The organism is Fodinicola acaciae, assembly GCF_010993745.1.
In the GTDB taxonomy this organism is placed as follows: domain Bacteria; phylum Actinomycetota; class Actinomycetes; order Mycobacteriales; family HKI-0501; genus Fodinicola; species Fodinicola acaciae.
In genome coordinates this window covers 1358365-1379463 of the sequence record NZ_WOTN01000001.1, presented here as the reverse complement: position 1 = coordinate 1379463, position 21099 = coordinate 1358365, and the positions used below count along the sequence as shown (strand labels likewise).

General features: G+C 69.5%; 22 protein-coding genes. 15 read left to right on the top strand and 7 right to left on the bottom strand.

Annotated features, from left to right (window positions below; genetic code table 11):
• Window positions 1–29 precede the first annotated feature (29 nt).
• From GNX95_RS06485 to GNX95_RS06460, 6 genes are all read left to right on the top strand, one after another.
• On the top strand, window positions 30–317 hold the full coding sequence (locus GNX95_RS06485) for a hypothetical protein (protein WP_163506214.1): 288 nt from the start codon (window positions 30–32) through the stop codon (window positions 315–317).
• 89 nt (window positions 318–406) lie between these two features.
• Entirely contained in the window at window positions 407–682 is a 276-nt protein-coding gene (gene tatA, locus GNX95_RS06480) for a Sec-independent protein translocase subunit TatA (RefSeq protein WP_163506213.1), read from the top strand.
• Between the two features lie 100 nt (window positions 683–782).
• Window positions 783–1634, top strand: a complete 852-nt coding sequence (gene tatC, locus GNX95_RS06475; RefSeq protein WP_163506212.1) for a twin-arginine translocase subunit TatC — start codon at window positions 783–785, stop codon at window positions 1632–1634.
• 69 nt (window positions 1635–1703) lie between these two features.
• Complete coding sequence (locus tag GNX95_RS06470) at window positions 1704–2315, top strand: TetR/AcrR family transcriptional regulator (RefSeq protein WP_163506211.1); 612 nt, start codon at window positions 1704–1706, stop codon at window positions 2313–2315.
• A 65-nt stretch (window positions 2316–2380) separates the two neighbouring features.
• Entirely contained in the window at window positions 2381–3883 is a 1503-nt protein-coding gene (locus GNX95_RS06465) for an FAD-dependent monooxygenase (protein ID WP_163506210.1), read from the top strand.
• Window positions 3884–3929: 46 nt separating this feature from the next.
• Window positions 3930–4754: an SDR family NAD(P)-dependent oxidoreductase gene (locus GNX95_RS06460; RefSeq protein ID WP_163506209.1), complete on the top strand. Its 825-nt coding sequence runs from the start codon at window positions 3930–3932 to the stop codon at window positions 4752–4754.
• Here the strand turns inward: GNX95_RS06460 and GNX95_RS06455 are convergent.
• Window positions 4729–5142 carry a winged helix-turn-helix transcriptional regulator gene (locus tag GNX95_RS06455; protein WP_163506208.1) on the bottom strand — a complete coding sequence of 138 codons (414 nt, stop codon included), beginning with the start codon at window positions 5140–5142 and terminating at the stop codon, window positions 4729–4731. The genes GNX95_RS06460 and GNX95_RS06455 overlap by 26 nt on opposite strands.
• Window positions 5143–5231: 89 nt before the next feature.
• On the opposite strand from GNX95_RS06455, the gene GNX95_RS06450 reads away from it, so the two are divergent.
• A complete protein-coding gene (locus GNX95_RS06450; protein WP_163506207.1) occupies window positions 5232–6050 on the top strand; it encodes an SDR family oxidoreductase in 819 nt (272 codons plus the stop codon).
• On the opposite strand, the gene GNX95_RS06445 is transcribed toward GNX95_RS06450, so the two are convergent.
• A complete protein-coding gene (locus GNX95_RS06445) occupies window positions 6047–7228 on the bottom strand; it encodes an epoxide hydrolase family protein (RefSeq protein ID WP_187369604.1) in 1182 nt (393 codons plus the stop codon). The two genes, GNX95_RS06450 and GNX95_RS06445, sit on opposite strands and share 4 nt — an antisense overlap.
• A 63-nt stretch (window positions 7229–7291) precedes the next feature.
• Here GNX95_RS06445 and GNX95_RS06440 point away from each other — a divergent pair, with 63 nt between their 5' ends.
• Window positions 7292–8257 (top strand): helix-turn-helix transcriptional regulator, encoded by a 966-nt coding sequence (locus tag GNX95_RS06440; RefSeq protein WP_163506205.1) that lies wholly within the window; start codon window positions 7292–7294, stop codon window positions 8255–8257.
• A 4-nt stretch (window positions 8258–8261) separates the two neighbouring features.
• On the top strand, window positions 8262–8411 hold the full coding sequence (locus GNX95_RS06435; protein WP_163506204.1) for a hypothetical protein: 150 nt from the start codon (window positions 8262–8264) through the stop codon (window positions 8409–8411).
• A gap of 1 nt (window position 8412) precedes the next feature.
• On the opposite strand, the gene GNX95_RS06430 is transcribed toward GNX95_RS06435, so the two are convergent.
• From GNX95_RS06430 to GNX95_RS06415, 4 genes are all read right to left on the bottom strand, one after another.
• A complete protein-coding gene (locus GNX95_RS06430) occupies window positions 8413–8883 on the bottom strand; it encodes an Hsp20/alpha crystallin family protein (protein ID WP_187369603.1) in 471 nt (156 codons plus the stop codon).
• 92 nt (window positions 8884–8975) lie between these two features.
• Window positions 8976–9671, bottom strand: a complete 696-nt coding sequence (locus GNX95_RS06425; protein ID WP_222853426.1) for an HAD family hydrolase — start codon at window positions 9669–9671, stop codon at window positions 8976–8978.
• Between the two features lie 9 nt (window positions 9672–9680).
• Complete coding sequence (locus tag GNX95_RS06420) at window positions 9681–11231, bottom strand: FAD-dependent monooxygenase (protein ID WP_163506202.1); 1551 nt, start codon at window positions 11229–11231, stop codon at window positions 9681–9683.
• 118 nt (window positions 11232–11349) lie between these two features.
• On the bottom strand, window positions 11350–11523 hold the full coding sequence (locus tag GNX95_RS06415; protein WP_163506201.1) for a hypothetical protein: 174 nt from the start codon (window positions 11521–11523) through the stop codon (window positions 11350–11352).
• 171 nt (window positions 11524–11694) lie between these two features.
• On the opposite strand from GNX95_RS06415, the gene GNX95_RS06410 reads away from it, so the two are divergent.
• Genes GNX95_RS06410 through GNX95_RS06400 form a run of 3 tightly spaced genes read left to right on the top strand, consistent with a single transcriptional unit; the run spans window position 11695 to window position 16137 of the window.
• Window positions 11695–12777, top strand: a complete 1083-nt coding sequence (locus GNX95_RS06410; protein ID WP_246281524.1) for an epoxide hydrolase family protein — start codon at window positions 11695–11697, stop codon at window positions 12775–12777.
• Window positions 12778–12814: 37 nt separating this feature from the next.
• Window positions 12815–13333 (top strand): MarR family winged helix-turn-helix transcriptional regulator, encoded by a 519-nt coding sequence (locus GNX95_RS06405; protein WP_163506199.1) that lies wholly within the window; start codon window positions 12815–12817, stop codon window positions 13331–13333.
• A 32-nt stretch (window positions 13334–13365) separates the two neighbouring features.
• Window positions 13366–16137: a DEAD/DEAH box helicase gene (locus tag GNX95_RS06400; protein WP_163506198.1), complete on the top strand. Its 2772-nt coding sequence runs from the start codon at window positions 13366–13368 to the stop codon at window positions 16135–16137.
• Here GNX95_RS06400 and GNX95_RS06395 read toward each other — a convergent pair.
• On the bottom strand, window positions 16134–17045 hold the full coding sequence (locus tag GNX95_RS06395) for a 5'-3' exonuclease (RefSeq protein WP_246281626.1): 912 nt from the start codon (window positions 17043–17045) through the stop codon (window positions 16134–16136). The genes GNX95_RS06400 and GNX95_RS06395 overlap by 4 nt on opposite strands.
• 239 nt (window positions 17046–17284) lie before the next feature.
• On the opposite strand from GNX95_RS06395, the gene GNX95_RS06390 reads away from it, so the two are divergent.
• The 3 genes from GNX95_RS06390 (at window position 17285) to GNX95_RS06380 (ending at window position 20511) form a co-directional block, all read left to right on the top strand.
• Entirely contained in the window at window positions 17285–18109 is an 825-nt protein-coding gene (locus GNX95_RS06390) for an LLM class flavin-dependent oxidoreductase (protein ID WP_163506197.1), read from the top strand.
• Between the two features lie 458 nt (window positions 18110–18567).
• On the top strand, window positions 18568–19008 hold the full coding sequence (locus GNX95_RS06385) for an Lrp/AsnC family transcriptional regulator (RefSeq protein ID WP_163506196.1): 441 nt from the start codon (window positions 18568–18570) through the stop codon (window positions 19006–19008).
• Between the two features lie 12 nt (window positions 19009–19020).
• Entirely contained in the window at window positions 19021–20511 is a 1491-nt protein-coding gene (locus GNX95_RS06380; protein WP_163506195.1) for an amidohydrolase, read from the top strand.
• Window positions 20512–21099 lie beyond the last annotated feature (588 nt).

The following is a 21099-nucleotide window of genomic DNA, read 5'->3' as shown; positions in this document are numbered from 1 at the left end:
TCCGGCGTACGGCCACTAGGCTTCGGCCTGTGAGTCTTGCCGTGTGGATCGCGATCGCGATCGCCGTCGTGGCGGTCCTGCTGCTCCTGCTGGTGCTGGTGCGCCTGGTGGGTCCGTTGCGGCAGCTGCAGGCTCAGGTGCTGGCGGTGCAGGGGAAGCTCGACGACGTGCAGGCCCTGCAGGCCAGAGTTGACCAGATCAATGGCGCTTTGTCGGATTTGCAGGCGCGAGCCGCCGAGGTGGCGGCCGGCCAGCAGGCGGCCGTGACGACACCAACCGGTGGCCAATCCACGCAATCCAGTGGCAGCGCAGCCTGAAACGCTCATCGGGACGTACGATGGTGCGAGCCGCAACGGGTGAGGCAACACCCCTGCCGCGGCGTGAAACCGTAGGAGAGGGCTAGCTCATGTTCGCTGGTGGTCTGAAGCCGTGGCACATCATCGTGCTCGTCGTCGTGCTCATCCTGCTCTTCGGTGCGAAGAAGCTGCCGGATGCCGCTCGCGGCCTCGGCCGGTCGCTGCGCATCTTCAAGGCCGAGACCAAGGCGCTGACCGACGAGATGAAGGACAAGGACAAGGACGCCAAGGCCAAGGCGGACGAGGAGCCGAGCATCCCGGACGACCAGCCTTCGCCGATCAACGACAAGAAGGTCGCGCAACCGTCCGACTCGCAGCGCAGCTAACTCCTGCCGAGCTGCCGAGTCCGTGAATCTGTTGCCGCGCCGGCAAGGCGCGCGTAAACCAAGTCGCCGTCAGCGGGCCGCTGACGGATCGATGCCGCTCATGGAGCATCTGATCGAGCTCCGCACGCGGCTGTTCCGAGCCGTCATCGGCATCCTCGTCGGTACGGTCGCCTCGTTCTTCTTCTCCAAGGAGATCATCAACTTCCTGGAGCAGCCCTACTGTCAGGCACAAATGTCGGTCGGCAAGATGTGCCAGCCGCTCCAGCAGCTGCAGGTCACCGACTATCTCGTCACGCAGCTGAAATTCGGCCTCTATGTCGGCCTGATCATCTCGGCCCCCATCTGGCTTTACCAGCTGTGGAGCTTCATCACTCCGGGGCTGCACAAGCACGAGCGTCGATGGGCCTACTCGTTCGTTGCCGTTGCAACGCCTCTTTTCGTCGCTGGCGCCGTGCTCGCCTATTTCGTCATCGCGCGCGGCCTTGAGTTCCTGCTCGCGTTCGGCGGTGGGACCGGTGTGGTCGCCAACCTCGAGCTCAAAGGTTATATGGACTTCATCACCGGGATGATGGTCCTGTTCGGCTGTGGCTTCGAGTTTCCCCTGATTGTCGTCATGCTGAACTTTGCCGGCCTGGTGAGCGCGCGGCGGCTGCTGTCGTGGTGGCGGGTCTCCGTCTTCCTCATGTTCCTGTTCGCCGCGATCGTGACGCCGACACCCGACCCCTTCGGGATGACCGCGCTGGCGATTCCGATGGTCAGCCTCTACTTCCTCGCGGTCGGAGTCGCGTTCGTCCACGATCGCCGGAAGGCCCGCCGTTCCTCCGCCATGTACGGCAACGTGTCCGATGACGAGGCGTCGGTGATCGAGACCTCGGTCGAGGAGATCGAGGCGCCGAGCGGCAACTCGACTGACACGGCACAGCGCCGCCAGTACGACGACGACGCGACCTGATAGCCGACTGAGAAAAGTGCGGGCCCCGAAAGATTGCGGGGCCCGCACTTTTGTCGTACGGTCGTAGGCATGGACGCGAGGACCAAGCCGGGGCTGCGAGAGCGCAAGAAGCAGGAGACTCGCAGCGCTCTGGCCTGGGCCGCCATCCGGTTGGCGGTGCGGCGCGGCCTGGACAACGTCCTGGTGGAGGACATCGCGGCCGAGGTCGGGGTGTCACCACGTACGTTCAACAACTACTTCGCCAGCAAGGCCGACGCGATCGCCTCGCGGCACGTCGACCGGATGCGCCGGGTGGTCGCGGCACTTCCGGAGCGGCCGGCCACCGAGTCGCTGTGGCAGGCACTCGAGGAAGCGGTCGTCTCGCAGTTCCTGCAGCAAAGCGAGGACGCCGAGGCGATGCCTGATCCGCAGTGGCGCGGCGGCGTCCACCGGATGACTGCCGAGCCGTCCGTGCAGGCGGCGTTGCTGCGAGGCAGCCGCGAGGTTGAGCACGAGCTGGCGGCGGCGATCGCCGATCGCCTCGGCGTGCCGGCTGACCAGATGTATCCGCAGCTGGTCGCGTCGGCACTCGGCGTGGCCGTACGAGTCGCGCTGGACAACTGGTGGCGCGCCGACCCGCCGGTGACCGTACCGGCTGCGTTGCGTGCCGCGATCAAGAGGGTTTCCAACCTCTCTTCCTAGCTTTTCGGCAATACACAAGGAAAAGCATGCCTTCTTTTGGGCTGCCTGGAAACGGGAGATTTGTCATGATTCACGACGTGATTGTGGCCGGCGGTGGACCGAACGGGCTGTTGATGGCCACCGAGTTGGCGCTCGCTGGCCTGCGGCCGGTCGTCCTGGAGCGGCTGCCGCAGCGGTCGACCGCGCCGAAGGCCAACGGCTTGGTCGGCCGGGTAGTGCCGGCGCTGGACTATCGCGGACTGTACGAGGTGCTGTCCGGCCAGCTGCAACCGCCGCGGCCGGCACCCGGTTTCACCTTCGGCGCGTTTCCGCTGGATCTGTCCACATTGGACGATCCGTCGATCTACCTGCTGCCGATCCCGCAGCCGACGCTGGAAAAGCTGCTCGAAGAACGCGCCACCAGCCTCGGCGTCGATCTCCGGCGAGGCCAGGAAGTCACCGCACTGAGCCAAAACTCCGACACCGTGACGGTGCGGCTCAACGACACGTACGACCTGACCGCGCGTTATCTGGTGGCCGCCGACGGCGGTCGCAGCGTGATCAGAAAGTCGCTCGGCATCGGATTTCCCGGCATCACCGACGACCGGTTCACCGGCATCATGGGGCAGGTCGGCATCGCGAAGCCGACACCAGAGTCCAACGGCGACCTGGTGGTGCCGGGGCTCGGCCGCCTCAGGCGCGGCCATTACCGCACCGAGACCGGCATGGTGGCGATCGGTGCGATGCAGCCGGGCGTCTACCGATTTGGCGGCTATGAATGGGACGGCGAACCGGTGCCGGACACCGTGCCGGTGACCTTGGCCGAAGCCAGCGCGACGCTCAGCCGGATCCTCGGCGCGCAGGTCGAGGCGGTCGCGCCACCAGACGGCCACGAGCTGATGTTGACGCGCGCCAACGAGGGCATCAACTCACGGCAGGCCGACCGCTATCGGTCCGGCCGGGTCTTCCTGGTCGGCGACGCGGCACACGTCCACTCCGCGATCGGCGGACCTGGTCTCAACCTCGGCATGCAGGATGTTCTCAATCTGGGCTGGAAAATCGCCGCCGCGGTGCAAGGCTGGGCTCCGGACGGCCTGCTGGACACGTACGAAAGCGAACGGCGATCGGTCGGCGAGCGGGTCATCATGCACACCAGAGCTCAGACGGCGTTGCTGTCACCCGGTCCGAACGTCACCGCCATGCGACAGCTTTTCGGCGAGCTGCTGGAAAAGAAGGACAACCGGCAGCACATCTGCGACCTGATGTCCGGAGCGGACACGCGGTACGACATGCGCACGACCGGCCGGCATCCGCTGATCGGCCGGTGGATGCCTGACATCGACGTGAAAACGGCGGCCGGAGCGACCCGGATCGCCGAGCTCATGCGGAAGGCGCGGCCGGTGCTGCTCAGTTTCGGTGGTGCGCCGGCGATCGCGGCCGACTGGTCGGACCGTGTCGACCTCGTCGAGGCGGAGACCGCCGAGCCGCCGGCAGAGCTCGTGCTGATCCGACCGGACGCGTACGTCGCCTGGGCCGGCTCGGACGCCGACGAGCTGCGCGAGGCATTGGCGACCTGGTTCGGCGGGTAGTCGTGGCAACAGGATAAGCGGTGGCGGTGGACGTAGGGTCGAGGACATGCGAGACGTATCCCGGCAGAAGGTGCTCATCACCGGCGCGACCGGCGGCCTCGGACAGCAGGTCGCCACCGAGCTGGCCAGGCTCGGCGCCGCCGTCGTCATCCACGGACGCGACCCAGAGCGTGCCGCCGCCACTCGCGACAAGGTGGCGGCGGAGGCGCCGGACGGCACCCGGATCGACACCGCGGTGGCCGATCTCGCGTCGATCGCCGACGTCCGCCGGCTGGCCGCCGAGGTCGCCGACCGGCACAGCGACCTCACGATCCTGGTCAACAACGCCGGCGTCGGATTCGGCGTGCCGGGGGAGGGCCGGCAGGTCAGCCGCGACGGCATCGAGCTGCGCTTCGCGGTCAACTACCTGGCCAGCCACCTGCTCGCGCGGGAGCTGCTGCCGACGCTGACCCGCAACGCACCAGCGCGGATCGTGAACGTCGCCTCGATCGGCCAGGCGTCGTTCGTCGACGACCCGCTGGTGGAGCGCGACTACGACGGCGTACGCGCATACCGGCAGAGCAAGCTCGCGATGATCGCCGACACCTTCGCGCTGGCCGCCGAGACCGCCGGCACCGGCGTCACGGTCAACGCTCTGCATCCGGCGACGCTGATGCCGACCGGCATGGTCGTCGAGGCCGGCTGGAACACCATGGACAGCGTCGACACCGGCACCCGGTCGACGCTCCGGCTGATCGTCGATCCGGAGCTGGATGGCGTGACCGGACACTACTTCGACAAGCTCGAACGCGCCGAGCCGCAACCGGAGGCGCGTGATCCGCGGGCTCAGGCGGCGCTCGCCGAGCTCACCGCGCGGCTGCTCGCTCGCTGACCTCGTCGAAGTCGGCCTGGGTCCGCAGGATGTCGGCGGCGTGCTCGCGCAGCCAGCCGAACAACGTCGACAGCTGCTCGCTGGTGCCGGTGCCGAGCGGTGTCAGGCCATAGCTGACCTGTGGTGGCGTGGCCGGCTCGACCTGCCGCCACACCAGGCCGTCGCGCGTGAGCGTGCGCAGCGTCTGCGCCAGCATCTTCTCGCTGATGCCGTCGATACGTCGGCGCAACTCGAAAAACCGCAGTTCGCCGGAGCGCAGCGCGAGCAGGACCCAGACACCCCAGCGGCTGGTGACGTGGTCGAGCACCGTACGTGCCGGACAGTCGGTGTGGAACACGTCACTGTCGGCGTGCGCGGACCAGTTCGCGACCTGCTCCCCAACGTCCATGTCATGAGCTTACTTCCAGGTACGTCCTTACCAGAAGTAAGTCCGGTTCGTAGCGTCAGGCAGGCAAGCCAACCTGACGAGGAGTTCTCATGATCGTGGTAACCGGAGCGACCGGAAACGTCGGCCGTCCACTGGTCGACGCACTCGCGGCGGCCGGAGAGCAGGTGGTCGCGGTGGCGCGGCGATCGGCTGATCTGCCGGTGCGGCAGCACCTCGCCGACCTCGGCGAGCCGGCCAGCCTCAAGCCGGCACTCGACGGCGCCGACGCGGTGTTCCTGCTCATTGCCGGCGAGCAGCTGGTACGCGCACATCCCGGCGAGCTTCTGGAGGTCGTCAAGGGCAGCGGAGTGCGGCGCGTCGTGTTGTTGTCGTCGGTCGCCGCCGGCACCCGACCGACGGCCGTGTCGCACGACGGCCTGCGCGCGTACGAGCGCGCTGTGCGCGACTCCGGCCTCGAGTGGACGATCCTGCGGCCAGGCGGCTTTCAGTCCAACGCCCTGGCCTGGGCCGACATGGTGCGCACGAGCCGTACGGTCGCCGCGCCGTTCGGCGATGTCGCGGTGCCGATCATCGACCCGCGGGACATCGGCGAGGTCGCCGCCGCGGTGCTGCGCGGCGGCGGTCACCACGGTCGGACGTACGAGCTGACCGGCCCGGAGCCGATCTCGCCGCGGCAGCAGGCGGAGGCGATCGGCGCTGACGTACGGTTCGTCGAGCTGACCAGGGCGCAGGCGAAGAAGGCGATGCTGGCGTTCATGCCGGAGCCGGTCGCCGACGGCACGCTCGACATCCTTGGCGAGCCGACCGAGGCCGAGCGACGGGTGAGCCCGGCCGTCGCCGATCTGCTCGGTCGACGGCCCGGCACCTTCGCCGCGTGGGTCGGCCGCAACGCGACCGCTTTTGGCTAAACCTTCCGGAAAAACGTCCTGAGATCGGCAACCAGCACGTCCGGCTGTTCCATCGCGGCGAAATGGCCGCCGTGCTCGTATTCGGCCCAGTGCACGATGTTGTCGTATTTCTCCGCGAGCTGACGGATCGGCACGGACAGCTCCGCCGGGAAGACGGCGACGCCGGTCGGCACGGAGCCGGCCGGCGGGGGACCGCCGCGGAAGCCGGTGCCGGCGTGCGCCGACTCGTAGTAGAGCCGGGCGGAGGAGCCGGCGGTGCCGGTGAACCAGTAGATGCTGATGTTGGTCAGCATCTGGTCGCGGTCGATCGCGTCCTCCGGCCGGTCGGTCGAGTCGGTCCAGGCCTTGAACTTCTCGGCGATCCAGGACAGCTGGCCGACCGGCGAGTCGGTCAGCGCGTACGACAGCGTCTGCGGCCGGGTCGACTGCAGCATGCCGTAGGCCGAGCCGTCGCTGGTGAACGTCTTGGTGCGCTCGTACGACAGCTTCAGCCGTGCCTGGTCGGCCTCGCTGAGCCCGGCCAGCTCGGCCTCGGTCGGCTCGGTGCGCTGGATGCCGGTCGGCAGCATCGTGAGGTGGACGCCGGTGACCCGGTCGGTGTGGCCGAGACCGATGGAGCGCGAGATCATCGCACCCCAGTCGCCGCCGTGTACGCCGAAGCGCTCGTAGCCGAGCCGGCTCATCAGCTCGACGAACGCGTTGCCGACCCGGCTCAGGTCCCAGCCGGTCTCGGTGGTCGGTCCGGAGAAGCCATAGCCGGGGATCGACGGCGCGACCACGTGGAAGGCCTCGGCCGGGTCGCCGCCGTGCGCGGCCGGGTCGGTGAGCGGCCCGAGGATCCGCAGAAACTCGGCCACCGAGCCGGGCCAGCCGTGCGTGACCAGCAGTGGCCGCGCGGTCGGCTCCGCCGACCTGACGTGCAGGAAGTGCACGTTGGTGCCGTCGATCGTGGTGGTGAACTGGTCGTACGCGTTGAGTGTCGCCTCCGCGGCCCGCCAGTCGAAGTCGTTGCGCCAGTAAGCGGCGAGCTCCTTCAGATATGCCAGCGGTGTGCCGTATGACCAGCCGACGTCCGGCAGCTCGTCGGGCCAGCGGGTCCGGTCGAGGCGGTCGTGCAGGTCCTGGATGGCGGCGTCGGAGATCTCGATCCGGAATGGAGTCACGGCGTTGTCGTCCATGGTGCTCACATTATCGAGAATCCAGGACGTTTATGGTCCGCGATTGCTGGCAATGTAGGCGGCATGAGGGACACGTCCGCGCGGCTGCTCCGACTGCTATCACTGCTGCAGAGCCGGCGCGACTGGTCCGGCGCGGACCTGGCCGCCCGGCTCGCCGTGGACGTGCGGACCGTGCGTCGCGACGTGGACAAGCTGCGCGGCCTTGGCTATCCGGTGCACGCGTCACCAGGCGTGGCCGGCGGCTATCGGCTCGGGTCGGGCGCGGCACTGCCGCCGCTGTTGCTCGAAGACGACGAGGCAGTGGCGGTGGTTCTCGGCCTGCGGATCGCCGCCAACGGCACGATCACCGGCCTGGAGGAGACGTCCGTACGTGCGTTGGCCAAGCTCGAGCAGGTGCTGCCGGCACGTCTGCGGCAACGCGTCAACGCGCTGCAGGACGTGGTCGTGCCGATCCCCAACCTGGCACCGGCCGCCAACGCCGAGGTGTTGACCGCGATCGCGTCGGCCTGCCGCGACAAGCAGCGCCTGGTGCTGGACTATGCGCCGAAGGACCGGCCGGCCAGCCAGCGCACGGTCGAGCCGTACCGGCTGGTGCACACCGGCCGCCGCTGGTATCTGGTCGCCTTCGACCTCGCCCGTGACGACTGGCGGACGTTCCGGATCGACCGCGTGACCGGTGTGGCCGCGCGCGATGGCCGCTTCACGCCGCGAGACATGCCGGAGGAGCCGGGGACGTACGTGTCGCGCTCGGTCTCCACCCGGCCGTACCGCTATCAGGCGAAGGTCCTGTTGCACGCCAGCCTGCCGGCGATGCGCGAGCTCATCCCGCCGACCGTCGGCCTGCTGGAGGACGTCGACGAGCACAGCTGCCACCTGTACGCCGGCTCCGACTGGCCGACCTTCGTCGCGGCGCACCTGACCAACCTCGACGTCGACTTCGAGGTGTTGGAGCCGCCGGAGCTGGTGGAGCGGATACGCGCGATGGTCGACCGGCTGAGCCACGCCGTCGGCGACCGACCGCTACCGTGAGGGGATGCAGGGGAGCGCGCGCCAGTGGCGGTTCGCGATCGCGGTGTTGGTCGGTGCGGTGGCCGCCGCGTTGATGATGCCGGCCGACCGGGTCTCCGGCGCGGCGAACGAAAACGCAGGGACCCCGAGGGATCCCTGGGTCGTCGCTGGTTGACCTACTCGGCGCTCGGCAGTTCCTGCTTTCCGGACCGGATCGCGACCTTCTGCGGCTGCGGCTTCGGCCGCGCCACTCCGCTCACGCGTACGGTCAGCAGGCCCTGGTCGTAGTCGGCGCTCACCTGCTCGGCGGTGACACCCTTCGGCAGCGCGAAGTCGCGCCGGAACGAGCCATAGCGGAACTCGCGTACGAGCACCTTGCGCCCGTCCTCGGACGTCTGCTCGTCCTGCTGCTGGCGCTGGCCGCTGATCGTCAGCCGGCCGTCGGCGACCTCGACCTCCACGTCCTTCTCGACGTCGACGCCAGGCAGCTCCAGCGTCACCAGCACGTCGTCGCCGTCGGTCGTCACGTCCGCTGCCGGCACGAAACCAGCCGTCCGCACCTGACCCCAGCTGCGCCGGACGAGCCGGTCGAAGTCGGTGTCGAAACGAGCAAGTGCGGTGAACGGGTCCCACAGTTGAAGAGCCATCGTCAAACCTCCGTCAATCACTCACCTTACATGAGTCTCAACGACTCAACTTTGAGGATAATTCCTTGCGAAGGGTTTGGTAAGCGAAGAGGTCAGCGCGTTGTCAGCTGGAGCACCGCGTCGAGGCCGTGCACCTGGCCGACCGGCGACGCCGGCAGCAGCAGGCTGCGACAACCAACGACCACCGCGGCGCCGTCCGCAGCGGTGTCGCCGACCATCAGCGCGCGCTCCGGCTCGACGCCGAGGCGGTCGCAGCTGAGGCGGAAGATCTTCGGGTCCGGCTTCTGCGCCCCCACCTCGTAGGACAGCACGACCTCGTCGAACAGCCCGGCGAATCCGCTGGCGGCCAGCATCGGCCGCAGGTCGAAGCCGATGTTGCTGATCATCGCCGTACGGATGCCGCGCAGGCGCAGCTCGGCGAGGACCGGCGCGGCATCCGGATAGGCGATCCAGGTCGTCGGGTCGAGCAGGCGCTCATAGAGCGCCGTCGCCAGCTCCGGTGTCACGCCATCGACCGTCGACAGCAGGCCGGTGTACGCGCCGCGGTGCTGCTCCATCGACAGGTCACGCTCGGCGAACAGCCGGGCGTACTCGTCCGGCACGTGCGCCGGCAGTGGACCGCCGGCGCGGCCGGCGGCGACCAGTGCCGGCAGCAGCCGCTCGAACTCCGCCTCAGGCAGCGGATAGCCGGCCGTACGCGCGCCGCCGCGCAGCCAGTCTTCGGCAGCCTCCACCTGCATCAACGTGCCGTGGAAGTCGAACAGGACAGCGTCGATCGGAAGGCGCACGCCCCAACGCTAACCCGCGGCCGCTGGCACTCGACAGATGGCCTGCGCCACGGCGCGATCGAGGCCGTCGCGCTGACCGCGCCAGGCCACGATGCCGTCCGGCCGGACCAGCATGGCGCCGCCGGCCGACATCCCCGGCACGCGGCTGGCGGACACGTCGTACGTCCGCAACGGCAGCGGAAGGTCCCAGACCGGCCAGTGGCCGCCGTCGGTGAGCAGCGCGAACTCCGGTCCGGCGAGGTTCACCGTCGACACGCGCTCGCCGTCGAGGTCGAGCCACACGTGCGGCACACGCGTACCAGGCGACCCGTCGAGGTTGGCGGCAACGTCCGCGCGGTCGGCGAGGTCGGTGCGCGGCGGGTCGACGATCGCCGGCGAGATCTGCGGATACGCCAGCTGTGCCACCGGAAACTCGGCGATGCCGAGCGCGGCACGCTCAGCCGACTTCGTGCCGTCCCAGTGCACGTCCATGTTCCTGGCGCGCAACATGACCTGCTCCTGCGAAGAGCGCGCGAGCGACCGGCGCTCGGTCTCGTACGTGTCCAGCAGCGCGTCCCCGGCCACGCCTTGCAGCGCCAACGCCAGCTTCCAGGCCAGGTTGTGGCCGTCCGGGATGCCGGTGTTGAGGCCGAAGCCGCCGGTCGGCGGATGGACGTGCGCGGCGTCGCCGGCCAGGAACACACGGCCGGCGCGGAAGCGGTCGGCCAGCCAGAGGCTCGACCGCCACGGCAGTGCGCTGAGCACGTCGACCGGCAGCTCCGGCGCGCCGATCGCGGCGCGTATCAGCTCGGCGCAGCGCTCCGGCGGATAGTCGTCCATCGACTCGATGCCGGAGTTCATGATGTGGAACAGCCAGCGCTTGGGATAGTCGATGGAGATCAGGATGCCGCCGACCTGCTCGTTGTGAATGCCGCACATGCCGAAGGCCATCGGCGGGATCCACTTGCTGAGATCGGCTTCGAACAGCGTGTTGATGACGTATCCGTCGGCGAGCTTGCCCGGCCCGGAGCGGGTGATCCCGGCCAGTTCGCGTACGCGGCTGTTGGCGCCGTCGCAGCCGACGACGTACGCGGCCTCGATGACCTCGCCATCCTGGAGTGTCACGCGTACGCCATCGGGGTCCTGTTCGAGACTGGTGACGTCGGCGTCGAACCGTACGGTCACGCCGGCCTCCCGCGCCGCCGGCAGCAGGACGCTGTCGAGCCGGTCCTGGCTCACCTGCCCCATCGTCGCCGGAGTGACGGCCGCGAAGTCGTCGGTGGTCATGGTGAGCGGGGTACGCCGCGCGACCGTGGAGAAGTCGGCCCCGACGATCCGCTCCACGTCGATGCGGCCGGTCGCGCCACCGGTCGGACGCTGCACCTTCGCCAGCGCCGCGGTCAGTCCGGCGTCTTCCAGCACCTCGACGGCACGCAGGCCGAGACCGAGCGCGCGTGGGTGGATGGACACGCCGGACCGCCGCTCCACCAGCGTGGTCCGTACGCCTTGACGCGCGAGGAAGAGGGCCGTCGCCAGGCCGACACTGCTGCCGCCGACGACGAGGACGGATGTATCAGGCACCGAGCCTCCAACTGAGTACGCCGTACGCGATCGAGTACACCGTACCCAGTTTCTGAACACAAAGCCACCGCGACAAAGGGTGCCGCGGCGAACGGCACCGAATGTCCCGGTGTGTGAGTTATGCCGGAGTGAGGTGCGTCTTGCGCCGGCCGATGAACGTCATCGGTACGGCGAGCAAGGTCGCGATACTGGCGGCGAGCCCGGTCCGGCGGTGCCGGCCGCGATAGCCGCGGTGGTCGTCTTCAGGTGCGGTGTTCTGCGTGTCCATCACGGACCCCCGATGGTTGCGCATGGTCAACATCGCCAGAGTGACAAGTACCCGGCCAACCGGCGCGGCAAACCCCGAAGTGCTGTCCGAACGGCCGGTGAGAAGGGACTTTGGTCTCGGTCGGCGCACGGCTGTCGAAATCCGTGCCGCGGTTCCGATCACCCGGCGTACCCCACGGACGAGAGGATGACCGTCATGACCGAGCAGATCCGGCCGTACGCGATCGACGTGCCGCAGGCCGAGCTGGACGAGCTGCGCGACCGGCTCGGCCGCGTGCGCTGGACCGAGGAGCTGGACGACGCGGGATGGGACTACGGCGTGCCGGTCGACCACCTGCGCAAGCTGGTCGCGTACTGGCGCGACGAGTACGACTGGCGGGCCTGGGAACGGCGGCTCAACGCGTATCCGCAGTTCACCACCGAGATCGACGGCCAGACCATCCACTTCCTGCACGTACGGTCCAGGCGGCCGGACGCCTTGCCGCTGCTCATGCTGCACGGCTGGCCGGGGTCGGTGGTGGAATATCTGGACGTGATCGAGCCGCTGAGCGCCGACTTCCATCTGGTGATCCCGTCGCTGCCCGGCTTCGGCTTCTCCGGTCCGACGAAGGACCGCGGCTGGTCGCCGTGGCGGATGGTGCCGGCGTTCGTCGAGCTGATGAAACGGCTCGACTACGGCTCGTACGGTGTGGTCGGCAACGACTGGGGTTCCTACATCGCGCCGGAGATCGGCCGGGCCGCGCCGGACAACGTGGTCGGCGTGCACGTCCAGCAGGTCTGGTCGGAGCCGTCCGGCGACCCGGAGGAGCTGGCACGGCTGACCGAGCAGGAGCGCGCGGCGGTCGCGGAGAACGAGTGGTTCTCCGGAAACGGCGGCGCGTACGACAAGGTGCACCGGCAGATCCCACAGACCCTCGCGCACGCCCTGGCCGACTCACCGGTGGGGCTGCTGGCGTGGAACGGGCAGCTCTGGCGCGACAGCGTCGACATCGACTTCGGCCTCACCAACGTCAGCATCTACTGGCTGACCGGCACGATCGCGTCGGCCATGCGGATCTATCGCGAGTTCTATGTCGCGGAGCCGGTCGCCAAGGAGCGGACGACCGTACGGCTGGGGCTGGCGATGTTCGAGTACGACTGGAACTCGGTGCGGACGCTGGCCGACCGCGACCACGCCAACATCGCCTCCTGGAACGTCTATGACGGCGACGGCCACTGGGCCGCGCATCAGGCCACGGACACGTACGTCCAGGATGTCCGCGCGTTCTTCGGCCACTAGATAGCTTTCGCGAAAGGGAGCTGGCTAGTCTCGGCGCATGACCGCTGCTCCGGACTTCGCTGACGACATCGTCTCCGCGTGGGGTCGCGAGCTGCCGCAGGTGGAGAGCCGGCCGTTGGAGCTGACCAAGCGCATCGGCCGGCTCGCCGGTTTGGTGGACGCGGCGACGCACGGCGTGCTGGAGCGGCTGGGACTGACGAAGGCCGAGTACGAGGTGCTGGCTCGGCTGCGTGCCGCCGGCGCGCCGTACGAAGGCAAGCCGAACGAGCTGACCAGGTCGTTGTCGATGTCCTCCGGCGGCACGACCAACGTGCTGCACCGGCTGGTCGACGCGGGCCTGGTCGCGCGCAAGGCCGACGAAGGCGACCGGCGCAGCACCTGGGTCTATCTCACGCCGAAGGGGATCGAGGCGGCGGAGGAGGTCGTCCTGGCCACCAACGAGGCACAGTCGGCGCTGCTCGGACGGCTGCCGGAGGCGACCGCGCGAGCGCTGGCCGACCTGCTCCGCGACGCGTTGCGCGACCTGGAGGCGCCCGCGCCGGCCTACCGGCGGTGAAAGTCGTTCGCCACGCGCCGTAGCCTGGACCTATGAGCAGCCCCGCCGAGCGCTTCACGCGCTCTCAGGAACGGGCCGCCCATCCGCAGCTGACCGAGTTCGCCGCCGGTCTCGCCTTCCAGCTGGACGACTTCCAGGTGCGCGCCTGCCGCGCGGTCGAAGACGGCTCCGGCGTGCTGGTCGCGGCGCCGACCGGCGCCGGCAAGACGGTGGTCGGCGAGTTCGCCGTGCACCTCGCGCTGAGCGAGGGTCGCAAATGCTTCTACACGACGCCGATCAAGGCGTTGTCCAACCAGAAGTACGCGGACCTGGTGGCCCGGCACGGCGCGGCCAACGTCGGCCTGCTGACCGGTGACAACGCGATCAACTCGCGCGCACCAGTGCTGGTGATGACCACCGAGGTGCTGCGCAACATGCTCTACGCGGGGTCCAGCACGCTGGAAGGCCTCGGCTTCGTCGTGATGGACGAGGTCCACTACCTGGCCGACCGGTTCCGCGGCGCGGTGTGGGAAGAGGTGATCATCCATCTGCCGTCCTCGGTGGCCCTGATCTCCCTGTCGGCGACGGTCAGCAACACCGAGGAGTTCGCCGACTGGCTGGTGACCGTACGCGGCCACACGGCCGTCGTGGTGGACGAGCACCGGCCGGTGCCGCTCTGGCAGCACATGCTGGTCGGCAACCGGCTCTTCGACCTGTTCAGCACCAAGTCGGGAAGCCAGCAGAAGGACGTCGACGAGGAGTTGATGCGGCACACGCGCGACATCCTGCGGCGTACGTCCGAGTCGTCCTTCGCGCCGGGCCGCGGCCGGCGCCGCGGCGGTCCGTCCAGCCGCCGGCCTCCGCGCGGCCTGGTGCCGTCGCGGCCGGACGTCATCGAGCGGCTCGACCGCGAAGGCCTGCTGCCGGCGATCACGTTCATCTTCAGTCGCGCCGGCTGTGACGCGGCCGTACAGCAGTGCCTGCGCGCCGGCCTGCGGCTGACGACGAGCGAGGAGCGCGCCGAGATCCGCCGGGTCGCCGAGAAGCACACCGCCGAGCTGGGCGCCGAGGACCTGCAGCTGCTCGGCTACTGGGAATGGATGGAAGGCCTGCAGCGCGGCCTGGCCGCACATCACGCCGGCATGCTGCCGACCTTCAAGGAGGTCGTCGAGGAGCTGTTCGTACGCGGCCTGGTCAAGGCCGTCTTCGCCACCGAGACGCTCGCGCTGGGCATCAACATGCCGGCTCGTACGGTCGTGCTCGAGCGGCTGGTGAAATACAACGGCGAGGCCCACGTCGACATCACGCCGGGGGAGTACACGCAGCTCACCGGCCGTGCCGGCCGCCGCGGCATCGACATCGAGGGCCACGCGGTCGTGGTGTGGGCGCCGGGGACCGACCCGCGGCACGTCGCCGGCCTGGCCTCGACGCGCACGTATCCGTTGCGGTCGTCGTTCCGGCCGTCGTACAACATGGCCGTCAACCTGGTCGGCTCGGTCGGCCGGGCGCGCGCTCGCGAGCTGCTGGAGTCGAGCTTCGCGCAGTTCCAGGCCGACCGGTCGGTGGTCGGGCTGGTGCGGCAGGTGCAGCACAACACCGAGGCGCTGGCCGGCTACCAGAAGTCGATGACCTGCCACCTCGGCGACTTCGAGGAATACTTCAAGCTCCGCGCGGCGATCAACGAGCGCGAGAAGGCCCTGTCGCGCAGCCGCGGCTCACAACGCCGTGCCGCCACTCTGCAGACCCTGGAGGCGCTGAAGGCCGGCGACGTGATCCACGTACCGACCGGCCGGCGCTCCGGCTTGGCGGTGGTGCTCGACCCCGGCCTGTCCGCGCTGACCGAGCCACGGCCCCTCGTGCTCACCGAGCAGCGGTGGGCCGGCCGACTCTCGCCGGCCGACTTCACCGGCGAGGTCGAGCCGCTCGGGCGCGTACGCGTGCCGAAGAACTTCGACCATCGCTCGCCGCAGGCTCGCCGTGACCTGTCCTCGTCGTTGCGCAACGCCGACCTCCGCGAGCCGTCGAGCCGTCGCCGGCGCGGCGTGGCCGGTGACGACCCGCAGCTGCTGGAGCTGCGCGAGGCGATGCGGCGACATCCGTGCCACGGCTGCGCCGACCGCGAGAGCCACGCGCGCTGGGCCGAGCGCTATCACCGACTGTCGCGCGACACCGAGTCGTTGCGGCGACGCGTGGCCAACCGTACGAACACTCTGGCGCGCACCTTCGACAAAGTCTGTGACCTGCTGGAGTCGCGCGGCTATCTGCTGCCGCACGCCGACGTGGACGCCGGCGCGGCGCCGGACGAGGTCACCGGCATCGGCCGGCGGCTCGCGCGGATCTGGTCGGAGTCGGACCTGCTGGTCGCCGAGTGCCTGCGCGCCGGCACCTGGGACGGCCTCAGCGCCGCCGAGCTGGCGGCCGCGGTGGCCGCGATCGTCTACGAGTCGCGCGGTCCAGGCGAGGAGACCTCCGCGGTGCCGCGCGGGCCACTCGCCGACGCGCTGGCGGCCACCGCGCGGCTGTGGGCCGAGCTGGAGGCCGACGAGTCCGAGCGTGGCCTGTCGCTGACGCGGCAGCCCGAGCTCGGCTTCGTCTGGCCGGTCTACCGGTGGGCTCGCGGCGAGCCGCTGGAGCGCGTACTGCGTGCGACCTCCGGCTCCGGACCCGACGGCGAGCTGCCGGCCGGCGACTTCGTACGGTGGTGCCGCCAGGTCATCGACCTGCTCGACCAGCTCGGCGGCACCGACACACCGATCGCCGCGACGGCCCGCTCCGCCGTCGACGCCGTACGCCGCGGCGTCGTCGCCTGGTCCTCGCTCGGTTAGGCAGTGGCCTCGGCGAGGGCCGTACGCAGGCGTTTGATGGAGTTGGCGACCCCCCAGCGCTTGGCGAGGGCCTCCAGCGCCTCCGGGTCGGCCGGCTCGGCGGGGATGGCGTCGTCGAGCACCGGCAGGTCGATGTCGCGGACGACGCGTACGACCTTGGCCGCGGCGACCAGGTAGTCGCGCGCGGCGGCGAGCTTGCCGCGGTGCGTACGACCCAGAGCCGTGTCGCCGTCGTCGTCGATGGCCTCGATGAGCCGCTCCACCGAGCCGTAGCGGCTGATGAGTCCGGCGGCGGTCTTGTCGCCGATGCCGGCGACACCTGGCAGGCCGTCGCTCGGGTCGCCGCGCAGCACGGCCATGTCGGCGTAGCCGGACGGCGGCACGCCGTACTTCTCGCGTACGCCGGCGTCGTCCATCACGACCAGTTTGGCGATGCCGCGGCCGATGTAGACGACCGAGACGCCGGCCGCGTCGTCGGTGAGCTGGAACAGGTCGCGGTCACCGGTGACCACCTCGACCGGAGACGGTCCGCGGGTGGCCAGCGTGCCGATGATGTCGTCGGCCTCGTAGTCCGGCGCGCCGGCGGTCGCGATGCCGAAGGCGTGCAGGATCTCCAGGATCGCCGGGATCTGCGCGGCCAGCGGGTCCGGCGTGTCCTCGGCGCCGGGGGGACCGCCGAGGTCGAGCCGGTGGGTCTTGTAGGACGGCAGCAGCTCGACCCGCCAGGCCGGCCGCCAGTCCAGGTCGAGGCAGGCCACCAGCCGTGACGGCCTGCGCTGCTGCACCAGCGCGGCCAGCATGTCGCAGAAGCCGCGGATCGCGTTCACCGGTGTGCCATCCGGCGCGGTGATCTTCTCCGGGATCGCGTAGAACGCTCGGAACCAGAGGCCGGCCGAGTCCAGCAGCATGAGAGGTCCTGTCACCCGACCCATGATGCCGGATATCACGTTGGACACCGTCGACGGTGTTGCTAACGTGGAGTCGCTTCCCGCGCAGCGAGCCGCACACGGAGGAGCCGGCGGTCGGCCAGCCAATCGAGGCTGGTTCTCCGGACCGCAAGAGATCCGCAAACCGGCGGATGTCCGTACGTCTGGGTACGGACGGAGGGGCGGCTGTGTTTCCGTACCCTCCTTCGAAAGGCATCACCATGAAGATCGGACTCGGCCTGCCGGCCATCGCCGACCGCGCCGTCCTGCTCGAGTGGGCCGGCCGCGCCGACGCCGGCTCATTCAGCACGCTCGCTCTGCTCGACCGGCTGGTCTACGACAACCCGGAACCGCTGGTCACCCTGTCCGTGCTGGCCGGCGCGACCGAACGGATCCGGCTGCAGACCGAGGTGCTGCTGGCGCCACTGCGGGAAACGCCGCTGCTGGCCAAACAGGCGGCCACGCTCGACCGGCTCTCCGGCGGTCGCTTCACGCTCGGCATCGGCGTCGGTGGTCGCGAGGACGACTTCGCCGTCGCAGGCGTCGACCTGGCCACGCGCGGCCGCCGACTGGACCGGCAGATGACCGAGCTTTTTCAGCTCTGGTCGGGAAAAGTCGTCGGCCCTGCGCCGCTGGAGGGCTCACCGGAGGTCCTGTTCGGCGCGTTCCGGCCGGCCGCGCTCGCCCGGGTCGCGAAGTTTGGCCACGGCCTGATCGCGGCCGGCGCCGCGCAGTGGCGGCCGCGGGTGATCGAGACCGTACGCGAGCAGTGGCAGGCCGCCGGCCGGCCCGGCCAGCCGCGGATCGTCATCCAGGTGAACGCGACCCTCCGCACCGCAGCAGACGAGGCTCGCACGAACGTGCTCGCCTACTACGGCGAGCCGTACGGTCACCAGGTCGCGGCTGGCCTACTCGACACACCCGAGCAACTGCTGGCCGCGATCGCCGACGCAGAGCATGCCGGCGCCGACGAGCTCATCCTCTACAACTGGTCGACCGATCCCAACCAGGTCACCGAAATCGCCGCCGTCATCGCCGCCGGCTGACTATTCCGACCGGTTGTCTCGATCAATGAGCAGCTGGATCGACTCCGCGATTTGGCTGATGCCAGCCGCCATACCATCGAGCCGGCCACGCACACCGCTCATCTCGTAGTTCAGCTCCGCCGGCCAGCACGCGAGCTGCCGCCGCATCCGCGCGGGTGCGGCGGACCTCGGTGGTCAAGTCCTCGACCTTTGTCTCCAGCCTGGAAATGCGGGACTCATGGTCGTCTGGCTGGCTCATGGGCATCAGCGTACAGCTGTCAGACGCCACCAAACGCTACGTGGCTGACCGATCATGTTGAGTGATCGGTTCGGTCAGATGATCGGTTTTGGCCGCGGCCGGAAGCACGGCTGTGATCGCGTCCTGACGCGGCGCTTTGTGTCGCGGTTGGCGTCACTTGCGGCGATATTTATGAGTCGCTTAAGTATTTCCGCTGCTGGCGTCGGGTACGGTCGCGGCCGTGGAAGACATCGACCGCACGATCGTCGCGGCGCTCGCTCAGGATGGCCGGTGCAGCTACACCGACCTCGCCGAGCGGGTCGGCCTCTCCGTCTCCGCCGTGCACCAGCGGGTCCGACGGCTCGAGCAACGCGGGGTGATCTCCGGCTACTCGGCGAACGTCAACCTGGAGTCGGTCGGCCTGCCGCTCACCGCGTTCATCGCGATCAAGCCGATCGACCCGGGCGCGCCGGACGACGCGCCGGAGCGGCTGAGGCACCTGCCGGAGATCGAGTCCTGCTACAGCGTCGCCGGCGACGAGTTCTATCTGCTGAAGGTGCGGGTCCGCTCGCCCGGCGACCTGGAGCGGCTGCTGCAGGACATCCGCACGTCCGCGTCGGTGTCCACGCGTACGACCGTCGTGCTGTCGACACCGTACGAGCGGCGTCCGCCGGCGCTGTAGTTCACTGGCCGGATGAGCACGCTCTACCGGCACGGCATCATCCGCACGACCGGCGGGCCGGCCTCCGCCGTCCTGGTGGCCGATGGCCGGATCGCCTGGCTGGGAACGGATTCCGCGGACATCTCCGCCGACACGGTCGTGGATCTGAACGGCGCGTACGTGCTGCCGGCGTTCGTCGACGGTCACGTACACGCGACCGCGACCGGGCTGGCACTCGGCGGCCTGGACCTGACCGGCGTTCCGTCGTTGGCCGCGATGTTGGCGGCCGTACGCGCACACGCCGAGCGGCTGCCTCGCGACGCCGTCCTCCTCGGACACGGCTGGGACGAGAGCCGGTGGACCGATCGCCGGCCTCCCACAGCGGCTGAGCTGGACGTGGCGGCCGGCGGGCGGCCGGCATATCTCTCGCGTACGGACGTGCACTCCGCGGTCGCCTCGACGGCTCTCCTGCGCGAGATCACCCCGTCCAGCAAGGGATTCGCCGCGTCGGGACACCTGACCGTCGACGCGCATCACGCCGCACGCGCGATCGCGTACGCTTCGGTGACCGCTGACCAGCGGCGTGCCGCGCAGCGGCTGACACTGCAGCGCGCCGCCTCGCTCGGCATCGCAGCGCTGCACGAGTGCGGCGGACCTGACATCGCCGGCGAGGACGACTTCACCGAGTTGTTGGGCCTGGCCGGCAATGAGCCGGGTCCGGCGGTCTTCGGCTACTGGGGCGAGCTGGGGGAGGCGGCGAAGGCTCGCGAGCTCGGCGCGATCGGCGCCGGCGGAGACCTCTTCGCGGATGGCGCGATCGGTTCGCACACCGCCGCGCTGTCTTGCGACTACCTGGATTCGGCCGGCAGGGGACACGCCTACCTGTCGGCGGAGCAGGTCCGCGACCACGTGCTGGACTGCGCGAGTTTGGGGCTGTCGGCCGGATTCCATGCGATCGGCGACGCCGCGGTTGGCGCGGTGGTGTGCGGCTTTGGCTACGCGGCTGAGAAAGTCGGCGCCGCCGCGATCCGAGCCGGCCGGCACCGGATCGAACACGCGGAGATGGTGGACGACACGGCCATCGCGCGGATGGCCGAGCTGGGGATCATCGCCAGCGTCCAGCCGGCCTTCGACGCGGCCTGGGGCGGTCCGGCCGGCATGTACGCGGAACGGCTCGGTGCCGACCGCGCGGCGACCCTGAATCCCTTTGCGGCACTGCACAACGCCGGCGTACGGCTGGTGCTTGGCTCCGACTCTCCGGTGACGCCGATCGATCCGTGGGCCGGCGTACGCGCGGCCGTCGAGCACCGGACCGCCGAACACGGACTCACCTGGCGGGCGGCGTACGACGCGCACACTCGCTCCGGCTGGCGGGCGGTCGGACAGGACGGTGGCGCGATCGCGGTCGGTGCGCCGGCGCATCTGGCGATGTTCCGGGCCGAATCCGACCCGTACGGCGACCTCCAGGAGCCGCCGGACTGTGTCCGTACGCTCGTCGGCGGAGCCGTGATCCACGCCGCGTAGCACACGTTGTCGGTGTGCCGCTGGCGACACGCCGAAGACTGGCAAATTCGTTGATGAAAAGCCGGTGAACGCGGCATGGCGATGACCTGCGAAAAGGTGCCAAACCCCCAGGTCAGGCCGACCTTGCGAGGCTACCGCCGGAGTGCCTAATGTGCTCCACGTCGTACTCCAGGAAAAGGGCTGCCGGGACGTCGTCCTTCGTGCAACCCCTGAGCAGCGCGCACAAGGGCGTAACGCCAGGCTCAGCGGGTGAGCGGGGAAGGCCCCCTTCCAGTGGCGGTCCTCTGGTGGTGCACAGCACTTGGAGGCTTGGGGGGACCGTTAGACAACAAGGTCGCGCATTCAGCCAGTGTGTGCGGTCTTGGACCGAAGGCCACTTCCACCACTGTGTGAACGCCACCTGGGCATGACACCTGTGGGCGCAGACGGTGCGTCGCCGTCCGAGGCGCGACCCAGCCGCGTCGCCGGACCGCCTCGCCTTCGAGGCGGTCCGCCGCCGCGGCGCCGACCCAGACAGCACTGACAACTCCCGCGCGGCGCCTTGTCAGCCGCGTACGGCCATCCGGTCACATTCGGGGTGTATCTCGG

Coding starts and splice junctions, on each gene's coding strand:
- tatA (WP_163506213.1), top strand. CDS start 407: ATGTTCGCTGGTGGTCTGAAGCCGTGGCACATCATCGTGCTCGTCGTC.
- tatC (WP_163506212.1), top strand. CDS start 783: ATGGAGCATCTGATCGAGCTCCGCACGCGGCTGTTCCGAGCCGTCATC.
- GNX95_RS06470 (WP_163506211.1), top strand. CDS start 1,704: ATGGACGCGAGGACCAAGCCGGGGCTGCGAGAGCGCAAGAAGCAGGAG.
- GNX95_RS06465 (WP_163506210.1), top strand. CDS start 2,381: ATGATTCACGACGTGATTGTGGCCGGCGGTGGACCGAACGGGCTGTTG.
- GNX95_RS06460 (WP_163506209.1), top strand. CDS start 3,930: ATGCGAGACGTATCCCGGCAGAAGGTGCTCATCACCGGCGCGACCGGC.
- GNX95_RS06455 (WP_163506208.1), bottom strand. CDS start 5,142: ATGGACGTTGGGGAGCAGGTCGCGAACTGGTCCGCGCACGCCGACAGT.
- GNX95_RS06450 (WP_163506207.1), top strand. CDS start 5,232: ATGATCGTGGTAACCGGAGCGACCGGAAACGTCGGCCGTCCACTGGTC.
- GNX95_RS06445 (WP_187369604.1), bottom strand. CDS start 7,228: ATGGACGACAACGCCGTGACTCCATTCCGGATCGAGATCTCCGACGCC.
- GNX95_RS06440 (WP_163506205.1), top strand. CDS start 7,292: ATGAGGGACACGTCCGCGCGGCTGCTCCGACTGCTATCACTGCTGCAG.
- GNX95_RS06435 (WP_163506204.1), top strand. CDS start 8,262: ATGCAGGGGAGCGCGCGCCAGTGGCGGTTCGCGATCGCGGTGTTGGTC.
- GNX95_RS06430 (WP_187369603.1), bottom strand. CDS start 8,883: ATGGCTCTTCAACTGTGGGACCCGTTCACCGCACTTGCTCGTTTCGAC.
- GNX95_RS06415 (WP_163506201.1), bottom strand. CDS start 11,523: ATGCGCAACCATCGGGGGTCCGTGATGGACACGCAGAACACCGCACCT.
- GNX95_RS06410 (WP_246281524.1), top strand. CDS start 11,695: ATGACCGAGCAGATCCGGCCGTACGCGATCGACGTGCCGCAGGCCGAG.
- GNX95_RS06405 (WP_163506199.1), top strand. CDS start 12,815: ATGACCGCTGCTCCGGACTTCGCTGACGACATCGTCTCCGCGTGGGGT.
- GNX95_RS06400 (WP_163506198.1), top strand. CDS start 13,366: ATGAGCAGCCCCGCCGAGCGCTTCACGCGCTCTCAGGAACGGGCCGCC.
- GNX95_RS06395 (WP_246281626.1), bottom strand. CDS start 17,045: ATGCTGCTGGACTCGGCCGGCCTCTGGTTCCGAGCGTTCTACGCGATC.
- GNX95_RS06390 (WP_163506197.1), top strand. CDS start 17,285: ATGAAGATCGGACTCGGCCTGCCGGCCATCGCCGACCGCGCCGTCCTG.
- GNX95_RS06380 (WP_163506195.1), top strand. CDS start 19,021: ATGAGCACGCTCTACCGGCACGGCATCATCCGCACGACCGGCGGGCCG.